Source organism: Microbulbifer sp. MCCC 1A16149 (assembly GCF_050368945.1).
GTDB lineage: Bacteria > Pseudomonadota > Gammaproteobacteria > Pseudomonadales > Cellvibrionaceae > Microbulbifer.
Window position 1 is genome coordinate 2654475 of record NZ_CP185959.1, and the last position, 19616, is coordinate 2674090.

Here is a 19616-nt window from a genome sequence, read left to right on the forward strand (position 1 = left end):
GACTTACACCGCGCCCTCTTCAATCTTGTGCTTCCAGATCACCGGACCGGTGTTGTGTACCGACTCACCATTGCTGTCCACAGCGACGGTTACCGGCATGTCTTCTACCTCGAACTCGTAGATGGCTTCCATTCCCAGTTCCGGGAAGGCGATGACTTTGGCATCTTTGATCGCCTGGGCCACGAGATAAGCTGCACCGCCCACGGCCATCAGGTATACCGCTTTGTTATCGCGGATGGCTTCGATCGCGGTGGGGCCGCGCTCGGCTTTACCGATCATGCCCAGCAAGCCGGTTTCTTCCAGCATGGTACGGGTGAACTTGTCCATGCGGGTAGCAGTGGTGGGGCCGGCAGGGCCAACCACTTCTTCGCGTACCGGATCCACCGGGCCCACGTAGTAGATAAAGCGGCCGGTCAGGTCCACGGGCAGTTTTTCGCCCTTGGCCAGGATATCCACCATCTTCTTGTGTGCGGCGTCGCGACCGGTCAGCATTTTGCCGTTCAACAGCAGGGTATCGCCCGGCTGCCAGCTCAGCACGTCTTCCGCGGTCACTTCGTCAAGATTCACGCGACGGGTGTTACCGCCCGCTTCGCGGGTGATTTCCGGCCAGTCTTCCAGCTTCGGCGGGGTCTGGCGCGCAGCGCCGGAACCGTCGAGGGTGAAGTGGGTGTGACGGGTAGCGGCACAGTTGGGGATGATGGCCACGGCCTTGTTGGCAGCGTGGGTCGGGAAGTCTTTGACCTTAACGTCCAGTACAGTGGTGAGGCCGCCCAGGCCCTGGGCGCCGATGCCCAGCTTGTTCACTTTGTCGAACAGTTCCAGGCGCAGCTCTTCGGCGCGGTTGGATGCACCACGCTCCTGCAGATCCTGGATATCGATCGGGTCCAGCAGAGATTCTTTTGCCAGCAGCATCGCCTTCTCGGCGGTGCCGCCGACACCGATACCCAGCATGCCAGGCGGACACCAGCCAGCGCCCATCTTCGGCACCATATCCAGCACCCAGTCCACGACAGAGTCGGACGGGTTCAGCATGGCAAACTTGCTCTTGGCCTCGCTGCCGCCCCCTTTGGCCGCCACGTATACATCCACGGTATCACCGGGCACGATTTCGTAGTGGATGACCGCCGGCGTGTTGTCGCCTGTGTTTTTGCGGGCACCATCCGGATCTTCCAGGATGGAGGCACGCAGCACGTTATCCGGGTTGTTGTAAGCGCGGCGGACGCCTTCGTTGACCATGTCGGTCACGCTCATCTCCGCGTCCCACTGAACGTTCATGCCCACTTTCAGTTTCACGGTCACAATACCGGTGTCCTGACAGATGGGGCGATGGCCCTGGGCACACATGCGGGAGTTGATCAGGATCTGGGCCATGGCGTCTTTCGCCGCCGGGTTGGCTTCCTTCTCATAGGCCTGGTTCAGGGCCTGGATAAAATCCTGCGGATGGTAATAAGAAATGAACTGCAGCGCGTCGGCCACGCTGTCGATCAGGTCGTCCTGGCGGATAATCGTCATTGCCGGCTCCGGTTGTCGTCTCGTCTCGAAGGCGGCGATTTTACACGAATTATCTGCAGGTGTTTGATTAGGCGAAGCAAGGAAAGGGAGAAAATATCGGCACAGGCAGTGCAGATGAAAATGAGAATGGTTAGCAGCGAATGATATCGCCGCTAACCATTATTCAGACTGCGCTCGGCCCCAGATCAGGGCGCAGAGGCGGTACTGGAGCTGGACTGCAGGCTGCGAATGGCATCGCGCAGTTGCACCAGGTCTTTGTTCACGGTGCGACGGTAGCTGTCGATGGACTGCACAGCTTCTTCGTTGGCACCGACGCGGGCGGTCAGGTCTGCGCGTACAGAAGACAGCTGACGTTCCAGGCTGGTGACTTTGTCTTTAGTGTCGCGGGAAGCGCTGACCGTAGACTCTTTCAGCTTGGCCAGCTCACTCTCCAGCGCCGCCACCTTCTTCAGGCTGCTCTCAAATCCGCTGACTTTCTTGGACAGTGCGGCAACTTGCTGCTTGGCAGAAGCCGCGGCAGCCTTGTTGGCAGCGATGTCCTTGCGGTTGGTATCGTAGGAAACCCCCCACAGCTTGCGGATCTCAGAAGAGTTCTCTTTTACCTTGGCGTTCAGAACCTCTACGGAAGCCGCGGATTCTTCGCCAGACATCTCAAATCGCTTCTCCAGCTGCACGATACGCGCTTCCGCGTCCACCAGCTGAACCCGGGTGTCTTGCCACTGGGTGTACAGGAAGCCCGCACCGCCCAGGCCAGCCATCGCCAGCAATAGCGCCACGATTGCCAGGAAAGAAGAGCCACCACCGGAACCGCGCTCTTCGGCCGCAGCCGGTACAGAGGGCTGAGGCGCTACGTGGCGGGGACGTCCGCCAGCGGGGCCGTTGGGGATCTGAGGGTCCATAGAAGATGAGCTGCTGCCATCGAATGTGGGCTCTCTACGTTGCATGCTGTTGTCCTGCTTTGGCTTGCGGCCTCAGGGGCCGGAAAACGGTAGAAATAAGCGGCAGTTATACCAAAAACTGACGAAAAAGTAATCGGGTCCAGTTATCAGAATAGGACAGTAAACACGGCCGACCGTGCCGTCATTGATAATCATTCTCGAAATTAACTACAAATGACAGCACGTTTTGCCTCTATTGGGGCGTTCCCGCTCATTCCAACGGCTTAATAATGACATCAAGCGGGTGTAGAATGCCTGCCACCAATAACTGACCTGCTACTGTACTTGGGTCGGTACAGGTCCCAGACAAAGGAAGGAATATCACATGGCACATGTTCTCCCCGAACTCCCCTATGCTATGGATGCGCTGCAGCCGCACATCTCTCAAGAGACTCTGGAATACCACTACGGCAAACACCACAAGACTTACGTCGACAAGCTGAACGGCCTGCTGGACGGCACTCCGGACGCGGACAAGTCCCTGGAAGAAGTGATCAAGTCCTCCTCCGGCGGTGTATTCAATAACGCAGCCCAGATCTGGAACCACACTTTCTACTGGAACTGCCTGAGCCCGAACGGCGGTGGCGCAGCGACCGGTGCCGTAGCCGACGCGATCAACGCTGCGTTCGGTTCTTTCGACAAGTTCAAAGAAGAGTTCACCAACAGCGCGGTGAACAACTTCGGTTCCGGCTGGACCTGGCTGGTGAAAAAAGCCGACGGCTCCGTAGCTATCGTCAACACCTCCAACGCCGAAACCCCGCTGACCGACGACAGCGTCACTCCGCTGCTGACCTGCGACGTCTGGGAACACGCCTACTACATCGACTACCGCAACGCGCGTCCGAAGTACATGGAAGCGTTTTGGGCGCTGCTGAACTGGGAGTTCGTGAACCAGAACTTCGCCTGATCACCAATCGGGCAAGCGTTCACTGACGCGAAAGGCGGGCCTCTGGCCCGCTTTTTTTATGCCCAATTCAACCTCAGCTGCTTTCGTGCGCCAGACTGCACCAGTGCACGGAATTTGCATCCTGTCGGGGTTATGGTTACAACACCATGCGCTCATACAGAGCAATCATCCCTCAAAAACAGAAGCTGAGAGCACAAAATGAAGCTGAAGATGACGTTGCTGGCCGCCGCCATAAGCACCCTGGCCATCACTGGATGCGACCGGGAAGAAAAAGTCGCAGAAGACACTGCGGAGGTCACCGCCGCGGAGAGTGCACAATCCACAGAAGCACAATCCGGTACTGCCGCAGAATCCGCGCAGGCCAGCGAAGGCAACCCGGAAGTCATCGCCCAGACCAACGAACTGTTTGAAGAGCAGTTCCAGACCCACGTTAACCGCAGCCCCGAGTTCAAGACCTTCCTGGGTATCAAGGAAGACTATGGCAAGTGGGACGATAACTCCCCGGAGTTCGCCAAGGAAACCCACGAGATCAACAAGCGTCAGCTGGAAGCGCTGAAAAAGATTGATCCGGCGCAACTGGATGCCCCCACCCGCCTCTCCCTGGAGCTGGCTATCCGCAATCTGGAGCAGGATATCGAGGGCTGGAAGTGGCGCCTTCACACCTACCCGGTCAATCAGATGTACGCTGGGCACACCAGCGTTGCCTCCCTGCTGATCAACCAGCACCGGGTAGATGACCTGTCCGACGCGGAAGCCTATATCTCCCGCCTGAACGGCCTGCCCGCGCATTTCGATCAATTGATCGAAAACCTGAAGGAGCGTGCAGACAAGGGCGTGATCGTGCCCAAATTTGTTTTCCCCTACGTGATCAGCGACGGCAAAAACCTGATTACCGGCGCGCCCTATGATGACGGCAAAGACAGCACCCTGTTCGCCGACTTCAAGGGCAAGGTCGACAAGCTCAGCATCAGTGACGAACAGAAATCCGAACTGATAGAGCAGGCCAAAACCGCCATGGTGGAGAGCGTCAAACCTGCCTACGAAAAACTGATCGGTTACCTAGGCGAGCTGGAGAAAAAGGCCACCACCGACGACGGTGCCTGGAAGCTCCCGGACGGAGACGAGTTCTACCAGCACCGCCTGAACGTTTACACCACCACCGACATGACCGCCGAGCAGATCCACCAGACCGGCCTGGACGAAGTCAAACGCATCCACGAAGAAATGCGCGCGATCATGAAGCAGGTGAAGTTCGAGGGCAGCCTGCAGGAATTCTTCGAATTCATGCGCACCGACGAACAGTTCTACTACCCGGAAACCGAAGAAGGTAAACAGCGCTACCTGAAGGAAGCCACCGCCATCATCGACACCATGAAAGGCCGCCTGGACGAGCTGTTTATCACCAAGCCGAAAGCAGACCTGGTGGTAAAAGCCGTTGAGCCCTTCCGCGAGAAATCCGCCGGTAAGGCCTTCTACCAGCGCCCTGCCCCAGACGGCTCTCGCCCGGGCATCTACTACGCCAACCTGTACAAGATGAGCAGCATGCCCACCTACCAGATGGAAGCGCTCGCTTACCACGAAGGCATTCCGGGCCACCACATGCAGCTGTCCATCATGCAGGAACTGGAAAACGTCCCCAGCTTCCGTAAGTTCGGTGGCTACACTGCCTACACCGAAGGTTGGGGCCTGTATTCAGAGCTGGTGCCGAAAGAGATCGGCTTCTACAAAGACCCCTACTCCGACTTCGGCCGCCTGGCCATGGAACTGTGGCGCGCCTGCCGTCTCGTAGTGGACACCGGCATGCACAGCAAAAAATGGACCCGCGAAGAAACCATCGACTGGCTGGCAGAAAACAGCCCCAACCCCCAGGGGGACGTGGTCAAAGCCATTGAGCGTTACATCGTAATGCCAGGCCAGGCCACCGCGTACAAGATCGGCATGATGAAGATCGTCGAACTGCGCGAAAACGCCAAACAGGAACTGGGAGACAAGTTCGATATCCGCGAATTCCACGATGTGGTGCTGGCGAATGGGGCGGTACCACTGGATGTGTTGGAAGAACTGGTTAGCAAGTGGGTAGAGGAGAAACAACAAGGCTGATCCTGCAATATCTCACCAAATCGACCGCAAGTAATTGCCGCAGCTTCCCCCGAAGCTGCGGCATTTTTTTGCCTGTAGCCCCGCGACCATTTTAGTGTCAGCAGACTGATACTACGCCTCGAGACTTGTTCAAAATACAGGTTACTGCTTGACTAATATTTGACCTGCGGCGCAATCAGGACGCGCCTCTCTACGAGTTCCAGCAGTAAAGGAAGACTCAGATGTCGATTCCCCGCGTTGTCTCACCCGCGTCATCCAGAAGCTTTCCCCGCAAAACTCTCTCCAGAGTAATTTGTCCCAGCGCATTTGGTGTCGCCTTCTGCCTGATGTTTTCCACCTCAACATCCGCTCAATTTGTGTGTGAGCAGGCAGGCATAGGTAACAATACCGGCGATGGGGCAACTGCCACTGGTCCGAATTCCGTAGCCTGTGGCACCAACGCAAGCGCAAGTGGCATCTCTTCTACGGCTGTCGGCAATGGCGCTTCGGCGAATCAACCAGAGACAACGGCAATTGGCGAAACTGCGACCGCCAGTGGCGAGGGAGCCACCGCTGTGGGTGTCGATGCAACAGCGCAAGGAGCGGCTTCCGTTGCGACCGGTATTCGAGCAAATGCGACAGGAACAGCGGCCACTTCTATCGGCAGTGACTCGACAGCATCAGGATCCATGAGCACTGCAGTTGGCAATGCCGCCGTCGCATCGGACGGCGATTCATCCGCTTTCGGCAATGGCGCTGGTGCGACCGGACTTAATTCAACGGCCCTGGGTAGCGGATCGGCAGCCAGTTCTGCAGGGGATACGGCAACCGGGCACACGGCAATCGCAAGTGGTGGTGCGAGCTCTGCGTATGGTGTCAACGCACAGGCGACAGGAGCCAATTCCACGGCAATTGGCGGTTCGTCGACAGCCACCCAAGCAGAATCCGCGGCTTTTGGCGCGGAAAGTCAGGCCACGGGAACATCGTCCACTGCCCTCGGTGTAGGGTCAGCGGCGTCCGGCAGCAATAGTACAGCGGTAGGACAACTGGCTCAGTCTGCAGGCGCAGACAGCGTAGCCGTAGGCCAGGGCGCATCCAGTGCCGGCGCCAATAGCGCGGCATTCGGTCAGGGAGCATCAACCTCCGGGCAAGACAGTGTCGCAGTTGGTCATACGAGTAACAGCAGTGGGCCAAATTCGGCGGCATTTGGTGCTGGTGCCACAGCTTCCGCAGGTTCTTCTACCGCACTTGGGCAAAGCTCCACCGCCTCAGGCCCCGGAGCCACCGCTTTGGGTCAGGGGGCAGCGGCATCAGGAACATCCGCAACGGCTCTGGGGCAAAATGCTCAAGCGACTGAAACCAACTCCGTAGCACTAGGTAATGCCTCGGTCGCCGATGAACCGAATACCGTTTCAGTGGGCAGTGCCGGCGCCGAACGCCGAATCACTAATGTTGCCGAGGGCCAAAATGGAACTGACTCAGTCAACGTCAATCAGTTGGAAAATGGGCTTACAAACACGCTGAATCAGGCCAATCAATACACGGATACTGAAATCAACAACCTGAATCAAAACCTGTTACAGCAAATTGCCGATGGCGACCAGCAGACGCTGACCAACGCCAACAACTACACCGACACTGAGGTCAACAACCTGAACCAGAACCTGTCACAGCAGATAGCGGATGGGGATCAGCAGACACTAACCAACGCCAATACCTATACCGACACCGAGATCAACAACCTGGATCAGAATCTGTCTCAGCAAATCACTGATGGCGACCAGCAAACGCTGACCAATGCTAATAACTACACAGACACTGAGATCAACTCCCTGAACCAGAATCTGTCTCAGCAAATCACTGATGGCGACCAGCAGACGCTCACCAACGCTAATAACTATACCGATGCAGAAGTCAGCAATCTCAACACCAATTTGATGCAGAAAATCGATGACGGTAATCAGCAGACATTGCAGCAGGCAAATACCTATACCGACAACTCGGTAAGCAACCTGAATAGCAATCTGATGCAGAAGATTACAGATGGTGATACAGATACTTTGCAGAAAGCCAACACTTACACCGATAACTCTGTCGACAGCGCGATAAATCAGGTTGAACAACGCGCGGCACGCAGGTCAGACCAGACTTTGATTAATGCGAACAGCTACACCGATCAACAAACGAGCAACACTCTGCAGCAAGCGGACCGCAATGCTGCTCAGCGCGCATCTCAGGCTCTGCAGAGCGCCCAGCAATACACCAATCAGGTAAGCCAGCAAACGCTGTCAAATGCGAACAGTTATACCGACCGGCAAGTTGCCAGCGGTACACGCAGTGCGGTCAATCAAGCCAACACCTATACCGACAATAAAATCAACGAGCTGGCCGGTTTCAATTTCGAAAACCTGCAGCAGCTGAACAGGCGCATGGACGGATTCGACAAACGCCTGAACGTTGTGAATGACCGGGTCGATCGTATCGGAGCCATGGGTATTGCCATGCAGCAGTCCGCCATCAATGCGGGCGGTGCAGACTGCAAGAACTGGCGCGACTGGCGCGAGTGCAAAGGCCGCATTGCCGTCGGTGCCGGCTGGCTTAATGGCGAGAGTGCGGTATCCATCGGCTACGGACGTCCGATCGGGGAAAACGGTCGTTTCAGCTTCGGCGGCGCCTTCAGTGGCAACGAAGCGGGCGGTGGCTTCGGTTTTGGCTTCGATCTCTGATCCGCGCACCAACTGACATTACACGAAGTAATTTTATTACGCCGGGCCAGACATGTTGGCCCGGCTTTTTTTTGAGTACCGCGTCACGCTACAATAGCCAACTCTTGAAGACCAATATAACGGCTGCGACTACACGGCTGAGGTTCGCTGACAGGACGTCGCAACTACAACTGCATAACAACAAACACAAAAGTCATCTAAATGGATTTTTCCCTCAAGCACCGTCGCCCCCTTCGCGAAGGCCGGGCAACCTCCCCAATTTCCCGCAGCTTTCCGCGCAGTGCCCTACGCATACTGGCCACCGCGGTAATCACAGGGAGCACCCTCGTCGGCTGCTCATTCGCGCACCAGTTTTTCACCCCCAATATCACCAACGAGGAGATCACCGAGGTTCGCTATCTGGACCAGGGGTGGAGTGAGGAAGATCGCCAGCTGTTCTACTCCACCCCGCAGGGAACGGAGTTACAGGGGTTGCACTACAAATGGCTGGAAGCCCTGGAACTGCCCTTTTCAGAGGAAAAGCTGGCCAGCGCCGAAAACATGCGCGGCTGGGGGTTTATCGTCGAACCCGAAAAGGCCAGCGAGCCGGACCTGGGAGTGCACCCGGTGGGTATGGGACATCACGTCAATCCGGAAGATGACTCGGTACGCCTGGACCTGGGCTGTGCGCTCTGCCACACCGGAGAGCTGCACTACAAGGGCACAGCGCTGCGCGTGGACGGGGGCCAGGCGATACACGGGATGTCTACCGGTGCCCCCGGCGAGTTTACCCACTCCCTGGGCGTCACTGCCGTGGAGATGATGTTCAATCCGGCCAAATGGAACCGCTTCGCGGATAGTGTGGCCGGCGACGATCCTGAACAGCGCCGGCAGCTGAAAAAAGACTTCGCGGCTTTCCGCAAACGCTTTTTCGAGTTCGCCAAGGGGCCAGGGAACCCGGACAATTTCCCCACCACCGAAGGCCGCGGGCGCACCGATGCGGTGGGCCGGATTGCCAATGTCGTATTCGGCTACAACCTGGGTATTGAAGACAACTATACCAAGGCCGATGCACCGGTCAGCTACCCGTTCCTGTGGGACATCTGGCGCTTCGACTGGGTGCAATATACCGGTTTCACCAACCAGGCCATGGCGCGCAACGTGGGCGAAAGCCTGGGCGTGATGGCGCCGGTAAAACTGGTGGACGAAACCGGCGCGCTACTGCCCGAGGGGGAATTCGGCCAGTCCACCATCAATGTGGAAGGCATGCAGTGTATCGAGACCACGCTGCGCAAACTGCGGCCGCCGAAATGGCCGGAGGATGTGCTGGGTAAAATCGATATCCAACAGGCGCGTCGCGGCAAGAACCTGTTCGCCGACCAGTGTGCCCACTGCCATGGCCCCCACGAGTCCAAGCCATACGCATGGTCACTGGCCGCTGGCCCCGAAGACAACCCCGCAGGCCAGCGCAGCGTCAACTGGCAGTGGGATATGTCCGGGCAAGTTTCCTATGACGAGCAAAACCGTCCGGTGCGCGAGGACTGGCGCGAGTCGATGTGGGCAATCCCCTGGATTGACGTCAGCGTGATCGGCACCGACGCCACCGCAGCGAAAAATTACGTCAATCACACCTTCGATCCGGGCCCCCTGGTACCGCGAGACCCGACAGATCCTAATGATGCAGAAAATCGCCGGGTCAATGCGGGCGACGGGTTGCAGCTGTTGCTGAATACGCTGGTGCCGGTTCTGTATGCTAACAATGATATTTCCGCGGACAACAACGGGGTGGCGGATTACGATGGGCTTAACGTGCCCTTCCGCATCGTCAACAAGACCGCCTACAAGGCGCGTCCATTGCACGGCGTCTGGGCCACCCCACCGTTCCTGCACAACGGTTCCGTACCCACCATTTACGATCTCTTGTCTCCGCTTGAGGCGCGCCCGGTGCGTTTCGGTGTTGGCCACCGGGAATACAATCCAAACAAGCTCGGCTATATCACCGACCTGCGCCCGGGCAGCTTTGAATTCGACACCACGCAAACCGGCAACAACAACAGCGGCCACCTGTTTACGGATGCCGACGTGGACGGGCGAATAGGCAAACGCCTCGACGAAGGCGAGCGTATGGCGCTGCTCGAGTATCTCAAGGTGATGGGCAACCCGGACTTTTCCGAGGCGCTCGGTGGAGATCCGCAAAACTGGGACCAGTACCCGGCAGCGCCCGACAGTGCCATCGGTGAGCTGGCCTGCGATCAGTTCCGCCACTCTTCCAGTGCACAGTTGGCGGCACGGGGGGAATCCCGATGAACTGGATATCTACCAGCGGACGCGCCGTCGCGCTCGCGTGCGTCTTCGGTGCGCTCACTACCAAGCAAGCCTGGTCTGTACAAAGCCCCTACTCCGGTGAGCCAGAAATTGCTAAAGCGCTGGATGAAAGTATCGAAAAGCTGGGAATGGATGTATCCGCAGACGAGCGGGAAGCCATCGCCTCGGCGATCGTTTCGGCTCGGGAGATTTCCCGCATCGCCCACCAGCACAACGGTCCGGAATATGGCGATCACTACCGCCGTGATGCCCATGCCAAGGCGACCGGGTGTCTGCGTGCGGAGTTCGAAGTCAACGGGGATATTCCGGCGCAGTTCCAGCACAGTGTCTTTGCCCAACCGGGACAGACCTACAAGGCCTGGATCCGCTTTTCCAACGGCGACATGCTGGTTCAACCGGACAGCAAGGGCGATGCCAGGGGGATGGCGGTAAAAGTGATGGGGGCCGAAGGATCGGTGATCGCACCGGAACTGGGCGACGGTAACCAGGACTTCATCATGACCAATACGCCGGCCTTCTTTAACCGCAATATTTTTGACTACGCGGAAAATATGCAGCACCTGGCCAAGCTGGACCGTCGGGGCTGGTTTATCAATCTGTGGCCGCCGCGGCTGCATCTGCAGGAAATGCTGCGCGCCTACCAAACGGTGTCTTCGCAAATCGACAATCCGCTGGCGGAGCAATATTTTTCCATGCTGCCCTATCAGCTCGGCGAAACCACGGTGAAATTTTCGAGTCGCCCCTGTGCCGGCGTCCACTACTCTGCGGATGCGGACAAAACCGCGGATGATTTCCTCACTCGGCAAATGGCCACTACGCTGGAATCCGGCTCAGCCTGCTTTGAGTTTATGGTACAACCGCGAGCCACCGGCGACGCGGTGGCAGACATGCCACTAGATGATGCCACGGTGATCTGGGAGGAATCGGCCGCGCCGTTTGTCCCCATCGCGCGTATTCACATTCCGCCGCAAACCTTCACCGGGGAAGCCCAGCAGCAATTCTGTGAAAACCTGTCCATGAACCCCTGGCGCGCAGTCGGAAAATGGGAGCCGCTCGGCAGCCTCAACCGGGCCCGACGGCTGGTCTATCACGCGGTGTCCGAGTTCCGCCACCAGCGCAATGAGGCGCCGCAACAGGAACCCGTCGACTGGTGCATAGCGGGCTCAGATCAGCCATGCACGCCACGGCAGGGATTGAATATCACCAAGCCCACCTGGCCGCTTGCGCGCTGCTTTGACCACCTGTACCAGCCGTCGGACGGCAGCGCGGCGAGCAGCCAGTGCGGTACTGGCGGCTATGGCGAAGTTGCGCAGGAAGCGGCAACGACTTACTGAATCACCCCGCAGGCGAAGCGAGCACCGCCTCCGCCGAGCGGCTTGGGATTATCCGAATAGTTGTCGCCGCCGGCATGGATCACCAGTGCGCGCCCCTTGAGATCGGACTTTTTCAGGCGCGGCGCCAGCACTGGCTCGGATGCATTGCCGTCGTTGTCCACATACAGCGCCGGCAGGTCTCCCAAGTGGCCATCGCCCCAGGGCATACCGTGCTGGCCGGTTTTTTTCGGATCGTAGTGGCTGCCCGCAGCCAGCCCCGGCACTTTCTTGCCATCTTTCATCGCCGGCTCACAACTGCCGTTTTCGTGCAGATGGAAGCCATGCAGACCACTGGGCAACCCTTTCAGGCTCGGAGTGAATACCAGTCCGTGCGGGGACTCGGTAATCGTGACGGTGCCCAGCATTGAACCTACACCCGAGCTATCGAGTTTCAGCACACTGACCACGGTTTCCGCATGGGCGGTCAGCGCCAGGCCACCGGCCAGGGCCCCCGCAACAATCGTTCTGGCGAGATGATTCATGACATTCCTCCACTGCAAGCCGGCAACCGCAAAAGTCTCCGGCGGATAAATTCACGCAATTGCTAACAGTGTAGAAGTAAATGCCAAAAGCGGGAGCGGCCGCCAATCGGCGACCGTCCGGGATACAGGCTCAGATATTGAGGACCTGTTTTACGAAGGGAATGGTGATCTTGCGCTGGGCCTGTAACGAGGCGCGATCCAGCTGCTCCAGGCAGGCAAATAATGCACGGGTATCCCGCGGCGCCCGGTGCAGGATGTACAGGGCCACATCCTCCGGCAGGTCAAAACCGCGCAGACGGCTGCGCTGGCGCAAAGCCGCCAGCTTGTCCGCATCACTCAGCGGGTGCAGCTGGAAGGTCAGCCCCCACTGCAGGCGCGATTTCAAGTCCGCCAGCTCCAGATCAAGCCCGCGCGGAGACTTGCGCGCCCCCAACAGCAACTGGCGGCCGCTATCGCGCAGACGGTTGTACAAGTGAAACAGCGCGGTTTGCCAGTTCTCCCGCCCCTCTATCAGGTGCAGGTCGTCGATACACACGAGATCCAGATATTCGAGCCCTTCCACGATGACCTCGGGATTGGCCTCGATCAGATCCATCAGCGGCAGATACTGGAAACGGCGCCCTGCACTCTCCGCCACCTGGCACACCGACTGCAGAAGATGCGTGATCCCGCTGCCGGATTCCCCCCACAGGAAAATCGCCTGCTCGGTATTGTCGCCGCTGGCAAAGGCCCGCAGCAGGTCCACTACCTGGCGGTTGCCGTCATCGGGAGAGCGAAAAAAATTGGCGAAGGTGGCGTCGTCCCGCAGGGATACCCCCAGCGAGAGCTGTTGTGGAACGCCACCGGATTTACTGCTATCAGACACGGGTTACTGCCAGTTGTAACGCAGGGGGTTCTGGGCACTGCCGAGTGGAGCACGGTAGCCGGACAGATCCACCAGCCCGTCGTCTCTGGACAGCTGCAGATTGCGATTCAACGCCAGCACATCCCGCAGGGACTCAAGCTGGGTACTGGTCGTGAGTGCCAGGGTCAGGCGATCGCCATTCACCGCCAGCACATCCGCACTGCTCACCTGGGCCAGGCCCTGCAGATACTTGGTTGCACTGGAGTAATCCGCAAAGCTGCGGATGCCAGAAATCTCCACCAGTACCGCACTGGCGACACCGGTATCGTCGGTGCGCACTGCGTAACGCTCTGCGAGCTGGTTGGCCGCTTCGTTCACCCCGCGCAGGGCAACTTCCTCGAGGGAGGAGCCGCTGGCATCAAACGCGTAGCTGCGGCCGCCATGAATCAGCAGCCAGTTGGCCTGCCAGCGCTGCCCGGAAGTCTGCAGCAGGCGTCCCATCAGCGTGGCGTCGGGGCGGTAACGCACTCCGGCGCGTTGCGCGGCGCTCTCGTCCTGGGCCCAGAGCGCTCCAAGCGGCATATTGCTCTGGTCGTTCAGGTCCATGACCGGGAAGTCCAGTGGCAGGCCGCGCTCCAGCGCCAGGCCATCGAGCAGACCGAACAGTTCGGGATAATCTTCCTGGCGCAGGGTATCGCGGCCACTCTGGAGGGTATCCACCGCCATCCACACCAGGGTGCCCGGGCGGTTGTTGGGCCACAGGGGCAGCTGCAACTGGTGCACCAGGTCGTTCACCGCCTGCGGGTCGAACGTCAATTGCAGAAACAGCTGGTTGTCGTCGGTATCGTAGCGATAGCTCTGGACGTACTTCTGTGCCTGCTTGAGCACTGGTGCCAGTTTGGGGTTGTTCCCCACGTTCTGGTCGCCGGTTACCCGAATGAAGACCCGCTCCAGGCCGCGGCTGGTGGCCCCAGCGCGGTCGGTGGTGCCGCGGCTCGAGACCGCCTCACTCACCTCGTACAGATCCGGCATCACCCGTGCGGATGCCGGCAGAGCAGACATGAATACTGCCAGCAGCAGCGAAAAACAGAGCAGCACCCGGGGGTTTATGATCGATGGCATTGGCTCGCGGTCCCCTTACCTCTTTATATTACAGATGCACATCCCTGCGCAGATTCGCACCAGATCAGGCCCCTCAGGGGCGCCGATACCCGAAAACAGGTGGTGCGCTCACACGCCGAAGACGAGCCTCGGCAGTCAATTACCGGCTATTGTATCAGTGTCGGCTGTTTCTCCCAGCCTTCAGTTCGCACATTCGGGCAATTTTCCACTAGAATACGCGCCCTTCCAAACAGGCCCTTAACAGGTTGAACCATGAGCGACTCCAAGCCGAACTCTTCCTCCACTAGCCCTTCCCTCAGCTACAAGGACGCCGGTGTCGATATCGACGCGGGAAATGCCCTGGTTGAGCGCATCAAGCATGTTGCCAAGCGCACCGCGCGCCCGGAAGTGATGGGCGGCCTCGGCGGCTTCGGCGCCCTGTGCGAGCTGCCCAGCGGCTACAAGCAGCCAGTGCTGGTCTCCGGCACCGACGGCGTCGGCACCAAGCTGCGCCTGGCGATGGATCTCGGCATCCACGACACCATCGGCATCGACCTGGTCGCCATGTGTGTCAATGATCTGGTAGTCGCCGGTGCAGAACCCCTGTTCTTCCTCGATTACTACGCCACCGGCAAGCTCAATGTCGACATTGCCGCCGACGTCGTCGCGGGTATCGGCAAGGGCTGTGAGCTGGCCGGCGCTGCACTGGTCGGCGGTGAAACCGCGGAAATGCCCGGCATGTACGAGGGCGACGACTACGACCTGGCCGGTTTCTGTGTCGGCGTGGTAGAAAAGTCGGAGATCATCGACGGCTCCAAAGTACAGGCCGGCGACAAGCTGATCGGCCTCGGCGCTTCCGGCCCCCACTCCAACGGCTACTCCCTGATCCGCAAGGTACTGGAAATCAGCGGTGCCGACCTGCACAAAGATCTCGAGGGCAAAACCCTCGCGGAATCCCTGATGGCGCCGACCCGCATCTATGTGAAGAGCCTGCTGACCCTGATGAAAGAAGTTCAGGTTAATGCGCTCAGCCACATCACCGGCGGCGGCCTGCTGGAAAACCTGCCGCGGGTACTCCCGGAGAACGCGCGCGCGGTAATCGACACCAAGAGCTGGGACCTGCCTCCGGTATTCCGCTGGCTGCAGGAAGCCGGCAATATCGAAGGTCGCGAAATGTACCGCACCTTCAACTGCGGCGTGGGCATGGTGATCTGCGTGCCGGCAGCAGAAGCAGACAAGGCCGTAGCCAAGCTGAAGGAACTGGGTGAGGACGCCTTTATTGTCGGCAGTATCGAGACCGCCGCCGAAGGCGACACCGGTGAAGCTGTCGAGCTGGCGGGACTGTAATCCTACGATGTCGAATCCATCTTCCAGCAAGTGCCGCGCGGTAGTCCTGATCTCGGGAAGCGGCACCAACCTGCAGGCATTCCTGGATGCAGTAACGGCAGCCGAGTGCGATTACAGCATCGAAGCCGTAATCAGTAACAAAGCGGACGCCTACGGCCTGACCCGGGCAAAGAGTGCCGGGGTCGCCACCGAGGTGCTCAGCCACCGGGACTTCTCCGATCGCGAAAGCTTCGATCAGGCGATGATTGAGGTAATTGACGCCTACGAGCCGGATCTGGTGATACTGGCCGGCTTTATGCGCATCCTCACTCCCGGGTTTGTGCGCCATTACAGCGGCCGCATGTTGAACATTCACCCCTCTCTGCTGCCCAAGTACCAGGGCCTGCACACACACCAGCGCGCACTGGACGCCGGTGACAGCGAACACGGCGCGACGGTACACTTTGTCACTGAAGAGCTGGATGGTGGCCCGCCTGTACTACAGGCCGCCGTGCCCATCGAGGCGGGTGATGACGCGGGCACACTTTCACAGCGTGTTCAGGTACAGGAACATATCATCTATCCGATGGCCGCTACCTGGTTCGCCCAGGGGCGGTTGAAGATGGCCGGCGATCGCGCCGAGCTGGATGGCGAGCTGCTGCCACGCAGCGGCAAACGCCTCGACTGACAGGCCGACTACACTTTCGGCCTGAATCACGGAATCAGACATTCAGGCCGGAGGTGGAACCTTGACTCCCAACGTACTGCGCAAAAAAATCATCAGCAGCTCGCTGTTTTCCTTTCTATCCCTGTTGGCCCTCGCGCCGTTGACCCCTCTCAGCCAGGCTGAAACAGCGACAACCGCCAAATCCCAGGTACTCCAGCCATTTACCGCCACCTACAAAGCCGAATTCAGCGGCTTTGGGGTAACCGCAGAGCGCAAACTCAGTGGCTCTCCTACCAGCTGGCGGCTGGATTTTTCCGCCCACTCCATGTTTGCCAAAATCGAGGAGTACTCCCGCTTCGCCCAACAGGGGCAGCGTCTGGTACCACAACACTACGATTACCAGAAATCCGGCCTCGGCAAGGATCGCCACACAGCGCTGAGTTTTGAAGATGGCGCCAGCCGCGTGGTCAATGTTTACGACAAATCTCACAGCATCGAAAAGGCGCCCGCCAATATCCAGGACAAAATCAGTTATCAGTTGCAGCTGGCAATGGATGTCGCCAACGGCAAAACACCACTGAAGTACCAGGTAGCCGACGGCAAGAGGGTTCGTGAATACGAGTTTCGTGTGGCGGGCAAAGAGACAGTGAAAACGCCCATGGGCGCGGTGGAAACCATCAAGGTGCAGCGTGTCCGTGAAGAGGACGCGGAGCGCGTCACCAATATCTGGTTCGCCCCGCAATGGAATTACGCGCTGGTAAAACTCAAGCAATACGAAGATGGCAAGAGCTACCAGATCACCCTGACGAAACTATCCATTGACGGTCGAGAAGTTAACGTCGATCAATAATTCTTCTGTCAGCCAGCTCACAATTTTTCACGCTCTTCACATCAACCGGTCGCGCTATCCATCAAGGATCGCGACCGCCCGCCACTCGAAAAGCACCGACTAAAAGAAGGTCAAAAAATACCAATCTTCTTTGCAAAAACCTCCCCGAAACAAATCGACAAAAAATTTCATAAATTTTTTTCACACTCTCCAAAAAAAATACGTCAAGCGGTAGATTTTTCCGCTACTCGTCACTATAAAGACGCTCGTTTTAGCAAGTAGGTGAATTTGGCACTGCTAGACTTCGTCTACTAGGAATTTGTTTGCTTTAAACAATTTTTTCCGGAAAAGCTTCTCTGTGAAAAATTGGGCAGTTTTCCCGTTGGCACACAATTCAGCAAATAGAGTGGAAACCCATGACTATCAAAACTCTGCGCAAAGCCGCATTGGCCGCCGCAATCTGTTCCGTATCCGCTGGTACTTTTTCTAGTGGTGCTATGGCAGCGGGCTTTGCCCTTCAGGAATCCAGCACTTCTGGACTGGGCCGCGCCTTTGCCGCGGAAAATGCCATCGGCGATAACGCGGCTATTCTCGCTCGCAACCCGGCGGGTTCCGCGTTGTTTAACGAGATGGCCTTTTCTATTGGTGCTACCTACGTAAATCCTGAAATCGATGCGGCCGGCACCACCGATTACTACCTGCTCACCGCTACAGGCCCGAGCCTCGCGGGTTCCATTTTTGATACCGCAGATGACTACGCAAGTAGCGCCGTGGTACCCAACGCCTATCTTGCAGTGCCCTTTGACGATTGCTGGTCTTTCGGGTTGGCGATGAATACCGACTATGGTCTGGAAACCGACTTCAACAGCAGCTGGCCGGTCACCCACATCGCTGACAAAACCGAACTACTGTCCGTTAATATTGCTCCTTCTGTTGCCTTCGACTGGAACGACCAGTTCAGCATCGGTGTATCCGCGAATATCCTGTATGCGGACGCTACGCTGAAGAGCAAAGTACCTAATAACTTCCTGCTGGACCCACTGGCTGAACAGGTACTGGGTGGCCCTGTTTCAAATGCGCGTATCCTTGATGCCGATGGCGATGACTGGGAATATGGCTGGAGCGTAGGCATGCTGTGGCGCAGCGTAGACGGCCGCACCCATATCGGTGTTTCGTACCAGTCAGAACTGGACCCTGAAATCGAGGCCGACGTAAATTCGGATCTGTTAACCAGTGTCAACACCGGGCTCCCGTTTGACAATGAGCGTGCAAATCTGACGCTCGATCTGCCAGACACGCTCGAACTGGGACTTTACCATCGCTTCCACGATGAATGGGGCGTAGCTCTCGGAGCCATGTGGACAGATTGGGACGATTTCCAACGCCTGGAAGCCTTCTTCCCCCGCCAGCGCGTCAACGGTCAACCCTTCCCGGAATACAACCCGCTAAAAATTAAGGAAGAAAACTTCAAAAGTGGCTGGCGCTACAGCCTCGGGGTTGAATACTACCCCTGTGATGAAGTGACTTGGCGTGTTGGTTACGCCTACGACAACGGCGCCGCTAGAGATGGCTTCAACAACGACGCCATCGCAGAGTCCGCCGCATTCGGCCTGGGCGCTGGCCAGGGTCTGCCGGTAACCTGGCGCACCCTCTCCATCCCCGATGCAGATCGCCAGTGGGTAACTTTCGGTGGTACCTACAAAGTCAACAATCAGCTGAGCATCGACGGTGGTCTGGCTTATCTGTGGGGTGACGATGAACGCATCCAGGAATTCCAGGCACTGCCTCTGACTCCGGATGTTGGGCTTGGCACTTACTTTGACGGCGGTACCACCAACCTGGAAGCCTGGTTGGTAGGCGCCTCTCTAAATTACAGTTTCTGAAACAGGTAACGTCAGAACTTGCTTTCAAACCGGGCCTCAGTGCCCGGTTTTTTTTGCCCACTTGCGCCCGCTTTTAATGCGCATGCACCAAATCACCCCGCCAGTTCGCACCGAAAGCGCCCAGCCCGATTTTCGCCATGCACCAAGATTATTCCGTCGGCACCACATTGGAACCACATTGACGCCGAATCAACACCGCAACGAAGCGATCAAAATCGCACCTCGACACACCTCTGGCGCGCCTTCCCACCTCACTTACTTATCCTGCCGCAGCAGCTAGATCAATGTCAGCCAGGAATACCCCCTTGCCAGGATCTACTCAAAATCTATTGCAAATACAATAAGTTACACCATCGCACCTAACTAGATCTCAACCTTCGTACCGAGTAGATCTCTGCCCATACACGGCCCACGCGTTTATCTCCGGTGAAAAAAGTTGGCATAGAGCCTGCAAAGGCCTCGGTAAGTGCGGAACGAAATTTCCGTAGTGAAATGATTCGCCAATCCCGGCACCTCATTTCCGTTGAACAAGCGGGCAACCTGTCGCCCGAATAACAATCAGACCGGCATCGTACTGCGATGCCCTTGAGCAGAGGCGCTCACCGATCCTGTCCCTGGAGGCAGGTCATCGGTGGGCGTTTTTTT

The 19616-nt window shown here is 57.9% G+C and carries 14 protein-coding genes and 1 pseudogene; 10 read left to right on the plus strand and 5 right to left on the minus strand.

The annotated features are described in order from the left end of the window. Nucleotides 1-3 precede the first annotated feature (3 nt). Nucleotides 4-1512 carry a fumarate hydratase gene (locus ACONT6_RS11220; protein WP_181252698.1) on the minus strand — a complete coding sequence of 503 codons (1509 nt, stop codon included), beginning with the start codon at nucleotides 1510-1512 and terminating at the stop codon, nucleotides 4-6. A gap of 185 nt (nucleotides 1513-1697) precedes the next feature. Next, on the minus strand, nucleotides 1698-2456 hold the full coding sequence (locus ACONT6_RS11225; protein WP_428818612.1) for a hypothetical protein: 759 nt from the start codon (nucleotides 2454-2456) through the stop codon (nucleotides 1698-1700). Between the two features lie 319 nt (nucleotides 2457-2775). Between ACONT6_RS11225 and ACONT6_RS11230 the strand changes: the two genes are divergently transcribed. The 6 genes and pseudogenes from ACONT6_RS11230 to ACONT6_RS11255 all read left to right on the plus strand — a co-directional run bounded on the left by ACONT6_RS11230 (nucleotide 2776) and on the right by ACONT6_RS11255 (nucleotide 11800). Next, entirely contained in the window at nucleotides 2776-3357 is a 582-nt protein-coding gene (locus ACONT6_RS11230) for a superoxide dismutase (RefSeq protein WP_078084125.1), read from the plus strand. Between the two features lie 198 nt (nucleotides 3358-3555). Then, nucleotides 3556-5457 carry a DUF885 domain-containing protein gene (locus tag ACONT6_RS11235; protein ID WP_428818613.1) on the plus strand — a complete coding sequence of 634 codons (1902 nt, stop codon included), beginning with the start codon at nucleotides 3556-3558 and terminating at the stop codon, nucleotides 5455-5457. A 326-nt stretch (nucleotides 5458-5783) separates the two neighbouring features. Further along, a pseudogene (locus tag ACONT6_RS11240) lies at nucleotides 5784-6050 on the plus strand (hypothetical protein); the annotation flags it as partial. Between the two features lie 75 nt (nucleotides 6051-6125). Further along, a complete protein-coding gene (locus ACONT6_RS11245; RefSeq protein WP_428821507.1) occupies nucleotides 6126-8162 on the plus strand; it encodes a YadA-like family protein in 2037 nt (678 codons plus the stop codon). Between the two features lie 201 nt (nucleotides 8163-8363). After that, nucleotides 8364-10448, plus strand: coding sequence for a di-heme-cytochrome C peroxidase (locus tag ACONT6_RS11250; protein WP_428818614.1), 2085 nt, complete (start codon nucleotides 8364-8366; stop codon nucleotides 10446-10448). After that, nucleotides 10445-11800, plus strand: coding sequence for a catalase family protein (locus tag ACONT6_RS11255; protein WP_428818615.1), 1356 nt, complete (start codon nucleotides 10445-10447; stop codon nucleotides 11798-11800). Before ACONT6_RS11250 ends, ACONT6_RS11255 begins: the two co-directional genes overlap by 4 nt. On the opposite strand, the gene sodC is transcribed toward ACONT6_RS11255, so the two are convergent. From sodC to ACONT6_RS11270, 3 genes are all read right to left on the minus strand, one after another. Beyond that, nucleotides 11794-12321 (minus strand): superoxide dismutase [Cu-Zn] SodC, encoded by a 528-nt coding sequence (sodC, locus tag ACONT6_RS11260; protein ID WP_428818616.1) that lies wholly within the window; start codon nucleotides 12319-12321, stop codon nucleotides 11794-11796. The genes ACONT6_RS11255 and sodC overlap by 7 nt on opposite strands. A gap of 130 nt (nucleotides 12322-12451) precedes the next feature. Beyond that, nucleotides 12452-13186 carry a DnaA regulatory inactivator Hda gene (gene hda / locus ACONT6_RS11265; RefSeq protein WP_181252693.1) on the minus strand — a complete coding sequence of 245 codons (735 nt, stop codon included), beginning with the start codon at nucleotides 13184-13186 and terminating at the stop codon, nucleotides 12452-12454. A 3-nt stretch (nucleotides 13187-13189) separates the two neighbouring features. Then, a complete protein-coding gene (locus ACONT6_RS11270; RefSeq protein WP_428818617.1) occupies nucleotides 13190-14287 on the minus strand; it encodes a DUF2066 domain-containing protein in 1098 nt (365 codons plus the stop codon). A gap of 252 nt (nucleotides 14288-14539) precedes the next feature. Between ACONT6_RS11270 and purM the strand changes: the two genes are divergently transcribed. The 4 genes from purM (at nucleotide 14540) to ACONT6_RS11290 (ending at nucleotide 18971) form a co-directional block, all read left to right on the plus strand. Further along, on the plus strand, nucleotides 14540-15613 hold the full coding sequence (gene purM / locus ACONT6_RS11275) for a phosphoribosylformylglycinamidine cyclo-ligase (protein WP_428818618.1): 1074 nt from the start codon (nucleotides 14540-14542) through the stop codon (nucleotides 15611-15613). A gap of 7 nt (nucleotides 15614-15620) precedes the next feature. After that, nucleotides 15621-16280 carry a phosphoribosylglycinamide formyltransferase gene (gene purN, locus ACONT6_RS11280; protein WP_428818619.1) on the plus strand — a complete coding sequence of 220 codons (660 nt, stop codon included), beginning with the start codon at nucleotides 15621-15623 and terminating at the stop codon, nucleotides 16278-16280. Nucleotides 16281-16341: 61 nt separating this feature from the next. After that, nucleotides 16342-17109: a DUF3108 domain-containing protein gene (locus ACONT6_RS11285; RefSeq protein WP_428818620.1), complete on the plus strand. Its 768-nt coding sequence runs from the start codon at nucleotides 16342-16344 to the stop codon at nucleotides 17107-17109. A 395-nt stretch (nucleotides 17110-17504) separates the two neighbouring features. Next, nucleotides 17505-18971: an OmpP1/FadL family transporter gene (locus tag ACONT6_RS11290; protein WP_428818621.1), complete on the plus strand. Its 1467-nt coding sequence runs from the start codon at nucleotides 17505-17507 to the stop codon at nucleotides 18969-18971. Nucleotides 18972-19616: the final 645 nt, after the last annotated feature.